Genomic DNA, 18816 nt, shown 5'->3' on the forward strand with positions numbered 1-18816 from the left:
TGTCTTTTACAACTCGTAGTTATTAACCCCGGCAGATGCCGGGGTTTTTTATTTTCAGTTTCTAATCGGGATTGCGTTTAATTACGCGTAAAAAGCTGGAAATGATATCGTATGTCTGTTGGAGGTCGTTAAAGTCACTTATTTCATCATTTCGTAACCTGAGGTATGAATGATTTTTTTATTTTTGTTAAAAACATAGAACATGCCCTTTATCAATTCTTTATTTTCATGGATCAATATCAAGCGATTGAACCAGATCGATGAAATGCGTAAGGACCCGGTGTTTTTTCAACACGAGGAATTCAACAAACTGATTAAAAAAGGAGAACGAACCCAGTTTGGTAAAACATACGATTTTGAATCCATCACCCACATTAAAACCTTTCAGGAGCGGGTACCCTTACATTCATACGATGACTTGAAACCATATATTGAGCGCATGATTAAAGGGGAGTCAAATGTGTTGTGGCCCAAAGAGGTTAAGTGGTATGCCAAGTCATCAGGAACAACAAGCGATAAAAGTAAATATATTCCCATAAGCAAGGATTCTCTGGAAGATTGCCATTTTAAGGCAGGTAAGGATATATTTGCGCTTTATACCAATTACCATCCTGACAGTAAAGTGTTCTCGGGTAAGAGCCTCACACTTGGCGGAAGTCACCAGGTGAGCCCTTTCAGCGATAAATCTCAGGTTGGCGATTTGTCTGCCATCTATATACAGCATGTGCCTTTCTTTTTTGATTTTCTAAGAACACCGGATGCTTCAATTGCACTGATTGATGAGTTTGAGGAGAAGATCAATAAAATTGCAGAGGTTTCCGTGGAGGAAAATGTAACCAGTATTGTGGGTGTTCCATCGTGGAACCTCATCATGTTGAAACATGTGCTGGAAGTAACCGGAAAATCGAATATTCTGGAAGTATGGCCTAATTTTGAGCTTTTTGTTCATGGCGGAATCAATTTTGAACCGTACCGCGAGCAGTTCCGCCGCATCATACCGAAAGATGATATGCACTATATGGAAACATATAATGCATCCGAAGGTTTTTTTGCCATACAGGATGACCTGAGTTCACCGGATATGTTGCTGATGATGGATTACGGTATCTTTTACGAGTTTATTCCAATGGAAGATATTGAGCTGGATAATCCAAGGGTATACACCGTTGATGAAGTTGAAACAAATAAGAACTATGCCGTTGTGATAAGTACAAACGGTGGCCTTTGGCGTTATGTCATTGGGGATACTGTTCAGTTTTCTTCCTTATATCCGCATAAGCTTCGCATCAGTGGAAGAACCAAGCATTATATCAATGCCTTTGGTGAAGAACTGATGGTTGACAATGCAGAAAAAGCGCTGAAGGAGGCCTGTGAAAAAACCGGAGCCATCGTACAGGAATATACAGTAGCTCCCGTGTTTATGGACGACAAAAGTAAAGGCCGGCATCAGTGGCTGATAGAGTTTGTACATGATCCGGAGAACATGAAATCATTTTCTGAAATTCTGGATCAGGCCCTGCAAAAAGTTAATTCCGATTATGAGGCCAAACGCCGGAAAAATGCCACACTGGAACCGCTGGAGCTGGTTGTGTCGCGTAAGGGCCTTTTTATGGAATGGATGAAGAAAAGAGGGAAGCTTGGGGGCCAGAATAAGGTACCCCGACTCGCCAATTCCCGCACTTATATGGACGAACTGCTTGCCATGAACCAATAGGGTTTTTGAAGCGTTTATTCATTGTTTTTTGCTATTTTTGATCCAATTATTCAAAACATAACGATATGCATATTGCTGTAGCCGGAAACATTGGAGCAGGAAAAACCACACTAACATCTTTACTGGCAAAACACTACGCCTGGACACCACATTATGAATCTGTGGATCAGAATCCTTATCTGGATGATTTTTATGAGGACATGAAACGCTGGTCCTTTAATCTGCAGGTTTACTTTTTAAATTCCCGTTTTGGTCAAATGCTGAAAATAAGGGAAACAGGAGAAGATGTAATTCAGGACAGGACAATTTATGAGGATGCCCATATATTTGCACCTAACCTCAGGGAAATGGGGTTAATGACAAATCGCGATTATGATAATTACGAATCATTGTTCCAGCTGATGGTAAAGCTGATCCAGCCACCGGACCTGTTGATTTACCTGAAAGCCTCGGTTCCAACGCTGGTGAATCAGATCCAGAAAAGAGGACGCGAGTTTGAAGCATCTATACGGCTTGATTATCTCAAAAGTCTCAACGAACGATATGAGGAGTGGATCAAGAACTACGATTATGGCAAGTTACTGGTTATTGATGTGGATAAGACCAATTTTGCCGAAAATACCACTGAGCTCAGGAGCGTTATCAATAAAATTGATGCAGACCTGCACGGCCTGTTTTAAGCTTTTTTCATGAAACACATTACAGTTGTAAAGGTAGGAGGGAAGGTAGTTGAGGATAATGACTCGCTGCAAAAACTGCTAAAGGGTTTCTGTGCCATTGAAGGTCATAAATTGCTGGTACATGGCGGCGGACGAATGGCGACTACCATTGGCGATCAGTTGGGGATTGAAAGCAAATATGTAAATGGCCGCCGTATTACAGATGAAGAAACACTTAAAGTGGTGACTATGGTTTATGGTGGTCTGGTCAATAAATCCATTGTGGCCCGGCTTCAGGCAATGGGTTGTAATGCCATCGGACTGACCGGAGCCGATATGAATGTAATAGAAGCGCACAAGCGTCCGGTTAAAGATATTGATTATGGTTACGCCGGTGATATCAACCGGGTGAATGCCGGATTACTGGCAGACCTGATTCATAAGGATGTGGTCCCGGTGATGGCCCCACTGACACACGATCTGAATGGTGGGATGCTGAATACCAATGCAGATACCATAGCATCGGAAGTGGCCAGGGCACTGACTGCCTATTACGACGTTTCTCTGGTTTACTGTTTTGAAAAAAAAGGAGTGCTCCTGGATGAACAGGATGACGATAGTGTCATTTCAAAGCTGACAAGGGATTTGTATAAACAGTATGTGGATGAAGGCCGGATATCAGGAGGAATGATTCCCAAACTGGATAATGCATATGCTTCGATCGATAAGGGCGTGAAAGAGGTCATTATAACGCGTTCAGATTTGTTGCATACGAATTCAGGAACTACAATTCTGTAATTATGAATGCAGAAAAAGCCATTGAGATTTTAAAGAAACTGATTTCGATTGAGTCATTCAGCAGGAACGAATCTGAAGCTGCTGATGGTCTTCAGGCAGAAATCGAAAAACTCGGATATGCGGTTGACAGACAGGATAAAAATCTTGTAGTCAGGTCGAAGCACTGGGCTGATGCCAAGCCGGTCCTGCTTTTTAATTCCCATATTGATACCGTAAAACCTTCGGATAAATGGACTAAGGATCCCTTTACACCGGTGGTGGAAAATGGTATACTTTACGGCTTGGGATCGAATGATGCAGGTGCCAGTGTGGTATCTCTGCTAATTTCTTTTATGATTCTTGATCAAAAGGAACAACCATACAATTTAATCTATGTGGCATCGGTTGAGGAGGAAATCTCAGGGCTGAATGGCATTGCCAGTTTGATTGAATATCTGCCCAAAGTAGATTTTGCAGTGGTAGGTGAACCAACCCAGATGCATATGGCTACGGCAGAAAAAGGACTGATGGTTCTGGATTGCACCGCTATGGGCAAATCGGGCCATGCGGCCAGAAAAGAAGGACTGAATGCCATCTATGAGGCTCTGCCTGATATTGAATGGTTCAGGACGCATGAATTTAGCAGGGTATCTGAATTTCTTGGTGAAGTAAAAATGACGGTGACGCAGATTGAAGCCGGAAGGCAGCATAACGTTGTTCCCGATAAGTGTACATTTGTGGTCGATATTAGGTCGAATGAGCTTTACAGTAACGAAGAACTGCATGAGATTATTCAGAGCCATGTAAAATGCGATGTTGCCCCACGTTCATACCGGTTGAACTCATCTTCCACACCAATGGATCATCCTGCAGTTGTAAAAGGGCAACAGATGGGACGTCAGACTTATGGAAGCCCGACCACCTCGGATCAGGCGGTGTTACCCTATTATTCTGTGAAAATGGGACCCGGAGATTCTGCTCGTTCACATACTGCCGATGAGTATATCTTACTCGATGAGATTCGCGAAGGCGTCAAGATCTATTGCGAATTATTTGATGGACTGGAAATCGGAAAATAAACATTAAATCACAAAACATTTTCCTGGTATTGGTTTTTAGCAACAAAAATCAGCGAGGCGATACCTTGTCCCGACATTGCAGTTTTTAAGTTTGCCTTGTTATTTGGCTCAGTTAAAAACACCTCACAAAGCGGCGCTGCGTTACCGAAGAGTTACGCAGATGAACATTACTCTGCGAAAATCAGCGAAAAAAATCTGCGGTAATCAGCGAGAACCACAACAGTATATGCAGGACTACGATGAACCAATTTTCTGACAGAGAATTTCATTATCTTTCAGGATTTCTGTTTAACCCAAATTAAGATTAATAGACAGTTTTTGTCTTCATTCAAAACCGGAAATTTCTAAATTGCTTTAAAATAACGTGATGATGTTGATCTCTGTTGTTATTCCGGCATATAACGAGGCTGATTATCTGGAGGAAACCATCCTGAATATTCAGGATAGGTTCACTAAACTTTTGCCCGAAAAAGGTCTATGGGAAATTATTGTATGCAATAATAATTCAACGGATCATACAGGTGAAGTTGCAAAGCGTCTTGGTATCCAGGTCGTTTTTGAACCTGTCAATCAGATTTCAAGGGCAAGAAATACCGGAGCGCATTCAGCCAAAGGGGAGTGGATTCTGTTTTTGGATGCAGATACGCACCCCGGAATGGAATTAATGAAAGATGTACTTGACATCATCCGAAGCGGACGTTATATTGGTTGTGGTGCCACGTTGCAAATTACCGGCGGAACAAAATTCAATAAACTGAGGTTGGAGCGGGTCAACCCGGTTATACGCTGGTTTAAACTTGCTGCAGGTTCATTTTTACTGTGTCGCAGGGATATGTTTGAAGAAACCGGAGGATTTAGTAAAGATTTATATGCCCTGGAAGAGATTGATTTTGTATTCCGGTTAAAACGTATCGGCAGGAGGGTGAATAAGAAATTCGGGGTGATTTATAAACATCCCGTGTCGACATCCGGTCGGAAAGATGAGTTATCTGTCTCATCAATGTTCAGACTGTTCTTTTCTAATTTTATGGCAATTTTTTTATTTGTACTACATTTTATTCTGCCATCAAAACTAAACAGGTTTTTGGGGACAAGGCTGTTGGGATACTGGTACAAAAGACGGAGCTGAGTCTGTTATTTTTCCACATAATGTTTAAAATTATTCAGTATGGCCTGCCAGCCTTGTCGTTGCATGTCAATGGGATTGGTTTCTTCGGCTTCAAAAGTCTCTATCACCGTTGTTCTGTCTTTGTGCGCCCTGAATTCCACAATCACCTTTCGGTCGTCATCAATGGTATAACTGATCAGCTTATTCGGCACAACTTCGGTGTACGTGCCGCTGAAATCAAAGCCTGCACTTTTATCTTTGGCTTCCATCCGGTAGACGAAACGACCGCCTGTTTTCAGATCATTTTTGGCCCGTGGTGTATGCCAGTCGTCACTCGCAGTATTCCATTGTTTAATATCTTCCGGTGTGGTCCAGTTTTTCCAGACGTCTTCCACCGGCACAAAAATTTCAGCCTGTACCGCTATCGTTGTTCCATCCATAACAGATTCTGTTTATTTTTTCTCAGCGCAGTTAAACATCCAGCAAATACCAAATTTATCAATGCATGTCCCAAAGTAATCACCCCAAAACATATCCTGTAACGGCTGGGTGACTTTCCCTCCTTCTGAGAGGGCCACAAAAAGCTTGTCCGTTTCAACCCTTGTTTCCGGTTCCAGGTTTATATTCATATTATTTCCTTTGGTAATGGTGAATCCAAGTGTTTCCGGAGCATCGGCACCCATTAGTTTGAATCCGTTCAGGATGGGAAGAGAAACGTGCATCACCAGATTTCCTTCCTTTTCTGGTAAGGATGGCATGTTCTCATCTTGTGGTACATCTTTGAACCGCATAATTCCGTCACCTTCAAATTCTGCACCAAATACACGCTTATAAAACGTAAATGCTTCTTCAGTCTGATCTCTGAAATTCAGATATAAACTTACGCCTGACATAGTATACGACTTTGTTATTTAGATTCAGAACAAACAGTTAGCTGGTTTTGTTTGATTATTGAATGAACAAAAACGTGAATTTAAAGGATTTAACACTTGATATCCTATAGCTCGGCCGGAACAATTTTGGCAAAGTCACTCCATGAATCAGAGTTGACAGAACCGGTATAATTAACGTTGTAGTAGATGTCCTGTTTCACATCCCGGTAGTCCTGTTCGGAGATGTTTTTTTCCTCAATCACAAAAAATTCGAAAGACTCGTTCTCCGTGAATTCAATGGTGAGATTCGATTTGATGTCTTCCAGTGTTTTATTGAATAATCTGCGTTCCCGTTTTTTAATGAATGCCAGTGGCCGGTTAATGGTAACATGAATATCAGATTGCTTCGAAAATTGTTTAAGCCGATAATTGTCACCGTTCTTCTCGAAATAGATCGATGCTTTGAACATATTTTCGGTGTACCCAACACCTAATAACTGAATTGACTTCCCCGTTTTACCGGGGGCATATTCATAATCTGCCCTGAGCAGGGCATAGGTGTCGGATGTAATATACATGCGTCCTTTGTATAATCCTCTCTTTTTGGGTGTAAAGCTTATGATATACGCATATTCATTGCCAATGACTGTTCCTCCCTCCAGTTTAAAATTATACTTCCCCGGATCGTATAAAAACTGCCAGAGATCTTTATCTGAGAAACCGGTATAGCCCAGGTTGAAGTTTATATTTTTAAGAAGCAGAACGAGTGGCTCCCTGCCCAGTGAATCATTGAGTCTGGTTTTTTTTACAGTGTCTCTCGGAACTGATTTTCGGTCATCTTTCAGTTCAATTCCGATTATACCCGTTCTCATTTTCCAGTATTCTTTGGTATCCACATCCAGAAAGGAGAGATTTGTGATGGAGTCTGCCACAAGATTTAGTGCATTCATATCGGGATTTAATCGCAAAGCATCCGTGGATTCCAGTTTGGTTTTCACTGTATCTTCCTTGTCTGCCGTTGTATAATAAGTGCCTGTAAAATCAGTATAGGAGATGAATTTCCGGTTCATCATCGTATTGATGTTTTTTGCAATTTGTTTTATCGGTTCTGCCGTTCTCTTTCTCAGATCAATATCAAAATCGTTAAAGTCGGTTACCGATCTTTGACGTACAAAAACCTTTTGTTCTGATGTTATTGCCTTATAGTTTAAGGCTTTGTTTTGCAGCACTTTTTCTACTATACTCCTGGGGTCAAATTTATCCGGAAATACCGTTACCTCACTGATGTTAAATGTATTACTTTCGAGATAAACATCAGGATGCCGAAGAAGTATGCGGAGAGGAATTCGTTTGGTTTTATACCCGATATGCCTGAAACAGATTGTGTCATCCGGTACTGCATTGAGTTCAGCCGGAGCATAGCGTCCCTGTTCGTTACTGATTATACCGTCATAGGTTCTTACTTCGAAAATATTGACATAGGGCAGGGGCTCCTTTGTTGTGGCATCTGAAACGGTTCCCTGGATCTTTATCCTATAAGATACGTCCTGATTATTCTGGGATGAAATGAGTTGCAGGCTGGAGGTAAAAAATAATAGAAACAAGATGGTTTTCATGCGCGGCATAGATAATCTGATGAATTGAAATTAGACCTTTCTTATAAAAACGGGACTAAGGTATTTTAGTTACTTTATAAACCTTATGTTGTCCCCGGGTTGTTACTTTCAGTATGTACATGCCATTGGCATAATCAGAAAGATCAATCTTTGAAATATTGTGATATGAAGCCAGTTTATCACCATTCGAACCATACAGCGCTGCATTAAATTCAATCGGCTCATTATGTTCAAGCTTTACTGCATCGTTTGTTGGATTTGGATAAACCCTGAACCCATTTATAGCGTCGATCTCATTTTTACTCAAAAATGACGTACAACCTTTAAAATTGATTACCTTGTCCCAGAAATCAGATTTTTCTGATCGCACACCACACTGACTGCCATTTGGCGTGGCTTTAATCTCCAGGTAACAATCTTCAGATGCAGCATATTCCGGCCAGGTGGTTAGGCCGTTTGTATTCGGGTTTCCGGTTCGTGCAAAATTGGTCCAGTAATGCAGCATGTTGTATTGCATACTGTCATCCTGCGGTTTAAATAAGAAACTGCTGCCCAGCGTTGCATTTTCCCAGTTATTGAACACGTAAAACAGTTCCATTCCGTGGTAGGAACCAAATGATGCAAGTTGCGCCACAGAGTGAGTGTATGTAAAAAAGTAGCGCCACACCGGTTCAGCCTGGTTCAGTTCGATGCATTGTGCCGTTCTTCGCACCGAAGCGGTGAACTGTGCATCTGTCAGGATCTGAACATAAGCGTTTCTGGCTTCATCCTGTGTCGACCCGGGCGGATAAAGCGACAGGGCTTCCGGCCTGAAAATTGCAGGAAGGTAAAGCGATACCAGGGCATTTACCATGGAAGGATAGACCACCAGTGGCGCGCTCAGGCTCATCTCATCAGAATTTGAACCGATGATTAACGGCATGTGGTTGAACCGGCCTGACTGTATGATGCTTTCCGGATTATCTGTAAATAACACATCATCAATTACAGGACGCCAGCTTTGCTGTACGATACCGCCGTTGATAGGTATATTCAGGGTTTCAGACAGGCTGTCTGCCGGAATCTTTCGCATGGCGGCTATTTTTTCTTCATCTGTACCGGAGCTGACAAAGCTGTTAACAAGGTTAGTACTCTTCTCAGTTGCCTCAGCATAATCCTCAAGACCCGGTATAGCACTTTGTATGATGGCTTTATGAAAGAGGTCTCCGGCTTCGTCCGTAAGAAGCAGGTTTCCTGTATTTACACCACCGGCACTTTCACCGAACAGCGTTACATTTGTTGGATCACCACCGAAGGCTGCAATGTTGTTTTGTATCCAGTGCAGGGCCAGAATCTGATCCAGTACACCATAATTCCCGGAGATACCTGCCGTATTTTCAGCTTCCAGTCCGGGATGAACCATATAACCCAGTATGCCCAGGCGATACTGGATGGTGACCACAACCACATCACCACGTTCGCTAAGGTTTTTACCATCGTACAGTTTTGTTCCACCTGTTTCCTGACCGGTTGAGCCCTGCTGGTTCCCGCCGCCATGAATGAACACCATCACCGGAAGCCCGCCGCTTAGGTCAGGACTCCAGACATTAAGATAAAGGCAGTCTTCATCTCCCATGATCGTAGCAGTAGTATCACCCTGTTCAAAGTTTTTCTGTGGGCAGGCCGGAGGATAATGCATAGCCCGCAAAGTATCGGTATGATTTTCAGGGGGAACCGGGGCCCGCCAGCGTAGTTCATCAACAGGAGGTGAGGCAAACGGAATGCCCAGAAATTCAAATACATTGTCGCTTTTATTGCCCGACACAGGTCCATATGCCGTTGTCACAACCTGCGACCTGAGGCAGTTGCTGTAAACAAATAAGATAAAAATGAAGAATATAATGCTTTTTAAGCGCATAAAATCTAATCCCTTTAATCTTTCGTATAACGAAATTCGCCACCTCCCTGTTTTAGTACCATGGACTTATTTTCAGGATCAAACTCCATGACAATGCCGGCCTGATCGAAGTGAAACACATTGGGTGCAGTTTGCTCCAGCGGAAAGGATGACTGTCCGGTTGCCTGTGCCTTTAGTTTATTTCCTTCGGTAAAAACCTTTATCTTCAGGGCAATCTGTGTGCTGGAGTATTCCCCGGTATATTTTTGCAGATCAGCTTCACTTGACTCAATGGTATTGAATTCGGGGATTCTGAAAGGTATGTTGTAATAGCTGTTCAGTACATCAATCATGATGGAATTCATATTGTAATTCATGCCGTTCGACGTCATGGCAATACTGACTTTATCCTCAGGAATATAACCTAAATTTGAACGGAAACCATCAATGCCTCCATTGTGGCCGTATCCTTTTTTGTCTCCGAACCCGTATTCAAACATGCCCATTCCATAGTTTTCTTTCATGGTTTTCATTTGATCCAGACTTTCCATCGAAATAATCTTCCCATCGAATAGTCCTGTAATAAAACGGCACAGATCAGACGGTGTTGAAACAAGGGCACCGGCTCCTACAGGTATTGACATGTCTGTCTCCGGGGCCTTAACCCAACCCTGGTCATAATGGTAGGAATAACTGTCCCCTTTTTTCGGGTCGGCCGGACCACCATATGCGGTGTGCTTCAATCCGAGCGGTTTTATAATATAGGTTTCAACCAGCTCTTTGTATGGTTTTTTATAGGCTTTTTCCAGAATAAAGCTTAGCAATACATAGTTTGAATTACTGTATTCTGCTTTGCTGTCAGGTTCAAAGTCGCTTTTAAATCCTGAAATCAGATCAATTAATTGCTGCTCGGTTCGAGGTTCTGTTTCCCATTCCTTGTAATCCGCTTCACCCGTAAAGTTATGGATGCCACTGCGATGGTTCAACAGGTAACGGATTTTTATCTTATCTGCATTGTCAAGTTTTGGGAAATATCCCTTTATAGTCTGATCCAAATCCAGAATGCCTTTCTCTGCAGCCTTAAAGGTGAGAGCGGCCGTAAACATTTTAGAGATGGAACCTATCCGGTATTCCGTTTCAGGAGTGGCTGCAATAGAATCTGTAAGATCGGCAAACCCGACTGCTTTGGTGTAAATAAGCGTTCCATCATGCGATACAGCGATGCTGCCCATGAATTTATCATTCTGTTCCAGAACAGTGAGAAGGCTGTCCAGTTTGGCGCTGTTCATCTGCTGCGCCGGTATTATTGGACTTAATGATACAAGGAACGTAAAAGCCAGTAAGATTCTTTTCATGATGTTTATTTTTTATTGGTAAATACGATGTCTTTTCCTTTTTTCAATGTGATCTCACCATGCCATTCGGTGTAAAGGTATTGTTTGTTGCTGTACCGGATTCCTGAGGCCGTGGTGTCCTGGTGTAACAAAAGGGTATCGCCGTTGTGAACCAGCTTGCATGTACCAGCCTGATTATCATATTTCAGTACCAGTGAATCTCCATCCAAATTAAATACGGTGGTTTTGACTTCCTGCCGGACGGGGTCTGTTTTTTTAGAGGCACATGCCGTAAATATCAGGATCAGAACAGGGATAACTAAAAACGGCTTGGAAATGGTTCTTATTTTATTTTTGCGCATTTTGACATGGTTTAAAATTGTTGCCAATTTACGAAAAGGCATAATGGATGTCAATTAATTCTTTTTAATAGATTAAAATGGGATAAGCATTTCCTTTTTAATCGGAAACCACTAATTTTAGCATCTGTTGTCAACGCTGGCAGTGTAAACTTTTTACAGATTAAGTTGTATTAATAGTATCATGTTGCATTTACTGGAAGAAATCAGGTCGTGGCTCGACACCGTACTTTTAACAGGCAAGGATTATACAATAACCATACTGAACCTGTTGATTGCCCTGCTAATTATCCTTATTACCCTAATCGCTTTAAGGTTAATTAAAAAAGGCTTTCGCCGCTATTTTAAAAAGAAAACGCCACAGGAAGCGTCCTCTTTCTGGTCTGTTTTTCTCATCATTAAATACTTTATCTGGGTTATTGTCATCATCCTTATTCTGGATTCATTTCACGTCAAGATTTCAGTCTTCCTGGCAAGTTTTGCCGCCTTACTGGTAGGTGTTGGACTTGGTATTCAACAGGTGTTCGGTGATGTGGCAGCCGGTATTATACTCATTATTGAACGCAACCTGATGATTAATGATGTGATTCAACTGGATGACGGAACCGTGGGAAAAGTGACAGAAATAGGACTGAGAACCTCCAAAATAAAAACCCGTGATGATATCATTACCATTGTACCGAATTCCAAGTTTGTAAACGATAAGATCATTAACTGGAGCCATATCGATTTTAAAACACGTTTCAGTGTGGGGGTAGGTGTCGCTTATGGTTCCGATGTGGAACTGGTAACCAATATTCTGCTGGATTGTGCCAATCAGGTCAGTCTTATTGCTGATGTTCCGAAACCGTTTGTCCGCTTTGAAAATTTCGGTGATTCATCGCTCGACTTTAAGGTCTATTTCTGGGTAAATGACTCTTTTCATGTGGAAAATGTTAAAAGCCAGATGCGCTATAATATCGACCGGGAATTCAGAGATAATAAAGTTACCATACCATTCCCACAGCGCGATGTTCATTTTTTTAATCCGGCCGCAAATGAAAAATAAGCTATTCATTCTTTTCTTCATTTTAACCATCACCCTGACGGGCCAGAATTTTACACCTGAGCAGGCTGAAGTGCTCTGTCAACCTGCATTAAAATGTATTCAGAAACTGTATCCCTACAAACCGGGTAAGGTGCTGGGTTCCGATGCTGATGTAGTGGCACCAAAGGTGGATCATCCAGCTTTTTACGGCTGTTTCGACTGGCACTCGTCGGTTCACGGACACTGGACATTGGTACGCTTGCTGAAATCCTATCCGGGTTTACCGGAAGCAAAACAGATCAGAACCATGTTCGAGGAGAACCTGACATCAGAACATATTCAAAAAGAGATCGCTTTTTTTGCTGATCCCAACAATAAAACATTCGAACGCACCTATGGTTGGGCATGGCTGCTGAAGCTGCAGATGGAACTGCGTACATGGGATGATCCGTTGGGAAAGCAACTGGCCGCAAACGTGCAACCGCTGGCTGATACAATTGTAAGTAAATACAGCCATTTCCTGGATAAGCTGAATTATCCCATTCGTGTGGGAGAACATACCAATACAGCATTCGGTCTCACCTTTGCCTGGGATTATGCCAACGCCTTTGGGGAGACTGTGTTGAAGAATAAGATAGAAGACAAAGCGCTGCAGTTTTATGAAAAGGATAAAGATTGTCCCATATCATGGGAACCGGGTGGATTCGATTTTCTCTCACCCTGTCTGATTGAAGCGGACCTTATGACCCGTGTAATGAATAAAGTGGATTATATGCTTTGGCTGCAGAGCTTTCTGCCCGGATTGGGCGATGATGAAGGCATAAAGCTCGAACCGGCTGTGGTTAGCGACCGTACGGACGGAAAACTGGTGCATCTTGATGGACTGAACCTGAGCCGTGCCTGGTGTCTGTTCAATATTGCACGTAAACTTCCCGGCGAGGATGAGGATATTATTGCCATGGCCAAACAGCACCTGAATGCTGCCCTGCCTCATGTGACCAGCGGCGCTTACGAAGGCGAACACTGGCTGGCCTCATTTGCCGTATATGCACTGATGTGTGAATAGTCTGTGAGCAATTCAGCAGATCAACAAAATTCTGTATGTTGATGTTTAAAGGTGAGCGGAGCTAAATCGTACGGAAATAAACAATTCCCAAAACAACAATAACATTTCACTTCATGAAAAACAGTGTCAGGGATCTGGAAGAACGTAAAGTATCCAATGAAATGAAATCATTTCTGATCTTAGATCGTGAAATACTAAGTTTTCAGAAGTTAAGGGATGATGTGGTGGCTCAGGAAATCCACATCAAGGCTGGTTATGAATTTATATCCGGAAAGTTTTTCAGACACGATATACCGACATATGATGAAACGGATTATGCTATTAATCATATTGAGGATCAGTTGATGATACATAAATCCCGTATCCAAAGCAGCAGGGTATTGTATACATCAGATGAAGCACTTAAAAATGTATTCAGAAAAAATGACCTTTATGAGAATTCGTACTCCCGCGAAAGTATTGAAAACCTATTTAGTAGTTATGCCCGCGTAATTATGGGTGCACCAATTTCAGAGCTAAAAGAAGGCATCGCTAAAAAAGATTATGCCATAGTTCTGCTGTTACGCGAAATAATGCACCACTTAGACTTTGAATTTTTAAACTTTGTGAATTAACATACTGTATATTAATATTATAGTATGTTTGACTGAATTGTTTGTTGGCGTTTCTCGATTCCTTATTCTATTGTTCCTCTAGTAATAATGAACACCCGCTGTCAAAAAGCGGTTATATGTTAACTGACAGCTAATTAAAGCATTTGTATTTTATAAATAAATGGCAGATTACCATAGATCTGACAAATTAAATTATGGTAATACTAAAATCATGACATCATGGGAATAGCAGCAGGTATAATGATCATTTTAATCAGTATTGCACACAACGTGTATGGTGAAAAGAAACAGGTCCCCGAACTTAAAAAGATAACCAGTAACCCTGTCATGATTGGTTCATTACGCATCATGATCTTCCAGGGAGGGCTGTTGTTACTGGCCGTCGGAATCATTCAGGTACTGGTTTCGGCCGGAATCGTTCACCTGCCAGGCATATCTGCCTATTTCCCTGCAGGAATTGTGCTCATCAATTTCATCACCAGTCTGGTCATAGCTGCGCTTATTCACAGGGAAGTTTTAAAAGTCGCCCTGCCACAGTTTGTGTTTTTTGCCGTCATCATTGTGCTGCAGTTTCTTTCGCTATCCTGAACCATATCATTTAGTTATTCGTGATTTTCCTTTGTGTTGCTTTGTGTTTTATTTTTACCACAAAGGGCACGAAGAAGGCACAAAGTTCACGGAGAATATACCTTTAAACGGACACAGGAAATCTTCAATCAGTATTAAGTTTCTTTTTGTCCCGTTAGGGACAAGATACAGGTAGAAAGAAACAAATAGAAGGTTAATGAGTGCCGTAGGTACGATATTAAAACTGCAATGTTTTGTAAAGACGTATACTCATTGTAGTGTTCTTAGTGTACTTAGTGAATTTCCTTTGTGTTGCTTTGTGTTTTATTTTTACCACAAAGGGCACAGAGAAGGCGCAGAGTTCACGGAGAATATACCTTTAAACAGATACAGGAAATCTTCAATCAATAATAGGTTTCTTACTGTCCCGTAGGGACAAGATACAGGAAGAAAGGATCGTATAGTTTAGAAATATGTGCCGTAGGTACGATATTAAAATTACAATGTTTTGTGAAGACGTATAATCATTGTAGTATTCTTAGCGCATTTAGTGATTTTCCTTAGTGTTGCTTTGTGTTTTATTTTTACCACAAAGGGCACGAAGGAGGCACAAAGTTCACGGAGAAAACACATTTAAACGGACACAGAAAATCTTCAATCAATAATAGGTTTCTTACTGTCCCGTAGGGACAACATACAGGTAGAAAGAAACATATAGATGGTTAATGAGTGCCGTAGGTACGATATTAAAACTGCAATGTTTTGTGAAGACGTATAATCATTGTAGTATTCTTAGCGCATTTAGTGATTTTCCTTAGTGTTGCTTTGTGTTTTATTTTTACCACAAAGGGCACGAAGGAGGCACAAAGTTCACGGAGAAAACACATTTAAACGGACACAGAAAATCTTCAATCAATAATAGGTTTCTTACTGTCCCGTAGGGACAACATACAGGTAGAAAGAAACATATAGATGGTTAATGAGTGCCGTAGGTACGATATTAAAATTACAATGTTTTGTAAAGACGTATAATCATTGTAGTGTTCTTCGTGATTTTCCTTTGTATTTGCTTTGTGGTTTATTTATTACATAGGGTACAAAGGATAGCAAGCATACTACAGCCTGAATTTTCAATGCTGCAGATGCGTTCCATATTTTAATGACGATCCTTGAGGCCGGATCACTATATAAGCTGACTAAATTCGTTTAATACTTTATTGACGTTTGGTAACTGAAATCTTATATGCGTTTTTGCCCTGACGAACAATGTAAACGCCGGTTGGCAGATGGACCGATGATAATCTGCCATATGCAACTCTAATTCCGGACAAATTGTACACCTCAGACACAGCGTTATAATCGATGCCGGCTTTAACGGATACATTTCCGATACCGGTAGAGGTTCCGTTTTTAACTTTGATGTTGTCAATGCCTATGGTTCCTGTACCACGACCGGCAAGAACCCAAAGCCCTTTAAGGATTCCATTCCCGTTTACTGCAGTAGTACCGCTGTAGATCGTGCTGCCGGAAGAACGGTTGATTACTGTGACATCGGCTGTCTTCGCGTTGACATCAACTTTGCCACTTATGGTGACCCAGGTGCCGGATGCGATAGAGAGGGCTGACGACGCTGAACCATTGACATACCAAATGCTACCATTGCTTCCGTTATAAGTCGGAGTTACAAGACGGAATATGTAGCCGGAATTTGTGAGGCCGTTGTTTGAATTGTTGTTGTCTGTACTTATCACTGCAACTTCACTCGCTGAACGATCAACCACATTGCCGGGAGTCAGTTGCACATCAAATGAGAAATGATAACTCTGAAGGTCGCTGACACCGCTGAATGTATTCATTGCACTGCGATTACCTGTACCACCGTTGGTACTTACTTCAACATAGTTGCTCTCCAGTGACTGGTCGTATAAGCTGGATACAGCGCCATTGGGACTTACCCAGGATGAGGCCAGACCGGCATAGTCATAGTCTTCATAGAATACATAGCCTGATAAATCGAGTGGTTCGTATGTTGACAGGTCAAGGTCGGCTGCATAGCCCAGGACGATATTCTTCACATCATAATCAAATACCAGTTTTTTATTGCGATAGTAGCTTAATACAGCAGATACAATCTCGGCAGGAGTTGTTCCTGATCCGTAGCTTGGCGTTACAGAGGCCGGGAATGTGAGCATCAACACCCCGTCTTTGTAATATGCAATGGTTCCGTCAGTATTGTACGATACTGTCACATAGCAACTGGTATTCAGAAAAATTCTCCAGGCCGTCGATGATGAATACCCTGCCGATATGGCTGCAGTTGATAAGGTGGCCTTAGCCTCATAGAAATCAGCACTGTTAAAGCGTAATACGGAAAGAAATAAACTGTACATGTTGTCCGTAGAATGGGCTATTAAATCCCAGTCGCTTGTAATGTTATCCAGATAAAAACTCAGCGACATACCTGTCCGGGAGTTGATACGGCTGCTTGGTGCTGCTGCATTATATTCGCCGATATCAGCATACGATTCCAGTATAGCTCCTTCTTCTATGGGAAGGATGTCAGCAATGTTATTGGCTGATAACTGAATAGATGATGTTCTGGTATAAACGTAATTGCCGCATGTTATGGTTAGTGTCAGAACCGTTGAGGTATTGGATGTCAGATCCTTCACTACACCTTCAGAACTGATCAAGGAGGTATCCCAGTTCCATGCATACGTGGCTCCGTAGTAACCTTCGGTAGGTAAGGAAAGTTGCGAACCACTGTAGGCTTCTGAGGGAACGGTACCATTCATATTCATTACATTGTAGGCGACCGTTGCATCTTCGGGAAACGGCTTTCCTTCTCCTGCCATCTTATAGCCCCACACTGACATGTCGCTGCCGACGGCACTGAAACACAGGGTGCTGTAATCCAGTCCTTCCATCTTTTGGGTCAGCAACACACCCTGAAATGTCACATTGTTGATGCTTATAGTAATATACGGACCATCTGATGCCTGTGACCATGAGCCGGTATAGGCTCCTGTAACGGAACCGTCTGAATTCAGTTTAATCTCTTTCTCTTTTACACATTCCAGGTTGGCATAATCGGTGCCGGAACCGTGATAAAGGATGCTGTAGCTTCCTGTTACATCATTTGCAGAATAAGGTTCTGTGGCGAGGGTTTCACCGGCATTCTGGAACGGTGCTGCCGTAATGTATCCGTTTTTAGTCTGGAAGAGTTGATGCACTCGTACCTGGTGGCCTTCTGTTCCGTTGTCGAAACGGGTGTGGTAGACAAGAAAGCTTTTCCCGTCTTTGTCGGTAAATGCTGAATTATGGCCCTGAGCAGTGTAGCCGTCATCCATCCAGCTCCACTTATAATACGACATCAGGCGCAGTCCTACCTGTCCGTTTACTTTTCCAACACCGGTGTTCGTTGAAGAGTAGCGGGCATCCTGTCCGGTCATATCAACATAAGGTCCGGTAGCCTGATCTGAGGCAAAAACACGCATGTTGTAACCACCTGCAGCGGTTAGGCCTCCGTTGGACATAAACAGGTAGTAGGTATCATTGATATACTGTATATATGAACCTTCACCGGATACATGATTGCCTCCGGCAACTTTGATGCCCTGGTATTCATCTGATTTGGCATTGGCGGCAGTCCCGTCGTTGGTGGTGTAAGTGTAGGTATAATCGCGCAAGCCGGTTTCAGCATCCAAACGCAGCATATAAATTCCACCGAACCATGATCCGTAAGACATCCACAGATTACCGTCTTCATCGTAAAATACACAGGGGTCAATGGCATTTACACCATAGGTGTGGTTACCATTACGGACGATGTTATAGCGTGATGGAAATCCCTCTGACGGGTTGATTACATCATAAAAATCGGTTTCAGCGGCCTCGCTCTGGTTTGTAAAACCTGAATATACCACCGGGCCTGCATAGGTCCAGTTACCATCGAGCGTGCTTGCCGTAAGTAAAACAATGGAACTGTACCAGCTTTCCCCATTGATACTCATATACATGCACCACTTCTGCATATCCTTGTTCCAGATAACATCGGGTGCCCACATGTTACCACTCACATTGTAGCTGTCGCTTCCTTTGGCAGACCAGGCAGCCGGTGTGGCAAACATAGTTGCATACGAATTGTT

General features: G+C 42.3%; 16 protein-coding genes and 1 pseudogene. 9 read left to right on the plus strand and 8 right to left on the minus strand.

Going from position 1 to position 18816, the window contains the following annotated elements:
- Positions 1–202: 202 nt before the first annotated feature.
- The 5 genes from ACE1EF_RS08445 to ACE1EF_RS08465 all read left to right on the plus strand — a co-directional run bounded on the left by ACE1EF_RS08445 (position 203) and on the right by ACE1EF_RS08465 (position 5358).
- The gene (locus tag ACE1EF_RS08445) at positions 203–1714 is read left to right on the plus strand and encodes a GH3 auxin-responsive promoter family protein (protein ID WP_375720208.1); all 1512 of its coding nucleotides are present in this window, start codon (positions 203–205) and stop codon (positions 1712–1714) included.
- A 65-nt stretch (positions 1715–1779) separates the two neighbouring features.
- Positions 1780–2394, plus strand: coding sequence for a deoxynucleoside kinase (locus tag ACE1EF_RS08450; RefSeq protein ID WP_375720209.1), 615 nt, complete (start codon positions 1780–1782; stop codon positions 2392–2394).
- Positions 2395–2403: 9 nt separating this feature from the next.
- On the plus strand, positions 2404–3171 hold the full coding sequence (argB, locus tag ACE1EF_RS08455; RefSeq protein ID WP_375720210.1) for an acetylglutamate kinase: 768 nt from the start codon (positions 2404–2406) through the stop codon (positions 3169–3171).
- 2 nt (positions 3172–3173) lie between these two features.
- Positions 3174–4229, plus strand: a complete 1056-nt coding sequence (locus ACE1EF_RS08460; protein ID WP_375720211.1) for a M20 family metallo-hydrolase — start codon at positions 3174–3176, stop codon at positions 4227–4229.
- A gap of 367 nt (positions 4230–4596) precedes the next feature.
- On the plus strand, positions 4597–5358 hold the full coding sequence (locus ACE1EF_RS08465) for a glycosyltransferase (RefSeq protein WP_375720212.1): 762 nt from the start codon (positions 4597–4599) through the stop codon (positions 5356–5358).
- A gap of 5 nt (positions 5359–5363) precedes the next feature.
- Here the strand turns inward: ACE1EF_RS08465 and ACE1EF_RS08470 are convergent, their stop codons facing one another.
- From ACE1EF_RS08470 to ACE1EF_RS08495, 6 genes are all read right to left on the minus strand, one after another.
- Positions 5364–5777 carry an SRPBCC family protein gene (locus ACE1EF_RS08470; RefSeq protein ID WP_375720213.1) on the minus strand — a complete coding sequence of 138 codons (414 nt, stop codon included), beginning with the start codon at positions 5775–5777 and terminating at the stop codon, positions 5364–5366.
- Positions 5778–5789: 12 nt separating this feature from the next.
- Positions 5790–6230 carry a VOC family protein gene (locus ACE1EF_RS08475; RefSeq protein WP_375720214.1) on the minus strand — a complete coding sequence of 147 codons (441 nt, stop codon included), beginning with the start codon at positions 6228–6230 and terminating at the stop codon, positions 5790–5792.
- Positions 6231–6334: 104 nt separating this feature from the next.
- Positions 6335–7825, minus strand: a complete 1491-nt coding sequence (locus ACE1EF_RS08480; RefSeq protein ID WP_375720215.1) for a carboxypeptidase-like regulatory domain-containing protein — start codon at positions 7823–7825, stop codon at positions 6335–6337.
- Positions 7826–7880: 55 nt separating this feature from the next.
- Positions 7881–9722 (minus strand): carboxylesterase family protein, encoded by a 1842-nt coding sequence (locus ACE1EF_RS08485; protein ID WP_375720216.1) that lies wholly within the window; start codon positions 9720–9722, stop codon positions 7881–7883.
- A gap of 14 nt (positions 9723–9736) precedes the next feature.
- Positions 9737–11056 (minus strand): serine hydrolase domain-containing protein, encoded by a 1320-nt coding sequence (locus tag ACE1EF_RS08490; protein WP_375720217.1) that lies wholly within the window; start codon positions 11054–11056, stop codon positions 9737–9739.
- Between the two features lie 5 nt (positions 11057–11061).
- Positions 11062–11397 carry an MliC family protein gene (locus ACE1EF_RS08495; protein WP_375720218.1) on the minus strand — a complete coding sequence of 112 codons (336 nt, stop codon included), beginning with the start codon at positions 11395–11397 and terminating at the stop codon, positions 11062–11064.
- Between the two features lie 181 nt (positions 11398–11578).
- Between ACE1EF_RS08495 and ACE1EF_RS08500 the strand changes: the two genes are divergently transcribed.
- From ACE1EF_RS08500 to ACE1EF_RS08515, 4 genes are all read left to right on the plus strand, one after another.
- Positions 11579–12442, plus strand: a complete 864-nt coding sequence (locus tag ACE1EF_RS08500) for a mechanosensitive ion channel family protein (RefSeq protein ID WP_375720219.1) — start codon at positions 11579–11581, stop codon at positions 12440–12442.
- A complete protein-coding gene (locus ACE1EF_RS08505; protein WP_375720220.1) occupies positions 12432–13487 on the plus strand; it encodes a DUF2891 domain-containing protein in 1056 nt (351 codons plus the stop codon). Before ACE1EF_RS08500 ends, ACE1EF_RS08505 begins: the two co-directional genes overlap by 11 nt.
- Positions 13488–13600: 113 nt before the next feature.
- Positions 13601–14101, plus strand: coding sequence for a hypothetical protein (locus ACE1EF_RS08510; protein ID WP_375720221.1), 501 nt, complete (start codon positions 13601–13603; stop codon positions 14099–14101).
- A gap of 219 nt (positions 14102–14320) precedes the next feature.
- Positions 14321–14689, plus strand: a complete 369-nt coding sequence (locus tag ACE1EF_RS08515) for a hypothetical protein (protein WP_375720222.1) — start codon at positions 14321–14323, stop codon at positions 14687–14689.
- Between the two features lie 1193 nt (positions 14690–15882).
- On the opposite strand, the gene ACE1EF_RS20095 is transcribed toward ACE1EF_RS08515, so the two are convergent.
- A complete protein-coding gene (locus ACE1EF_RS20095) occupies positions 15883–17901 on the minus strand; it encodes a lipocalin-like domain-containing protein (protein WP_473774488.1) in 2019 nt (672 codons plus the stop codon).
- Positions 17902–17916: 15 nt separating this feature from the next.
- Positions 17917–18465 (minus strand): annotated as a pseudogene (locus ACE1EF_RS20100) (family 43 glycosylhydrolase); the annotation flags it as partial.
- Positions 18466–18816: the final 351 nt, after the last annotated feature.

It is taken from the genome of Quyinboa sediminis (genome assembly GCF_042219855.1).
Classification (GTDB): domain Bacteria; phylum Bacteroidota; class Bacteroidia; order Bacteroidales; family UBA5342; genus JBHJHP01.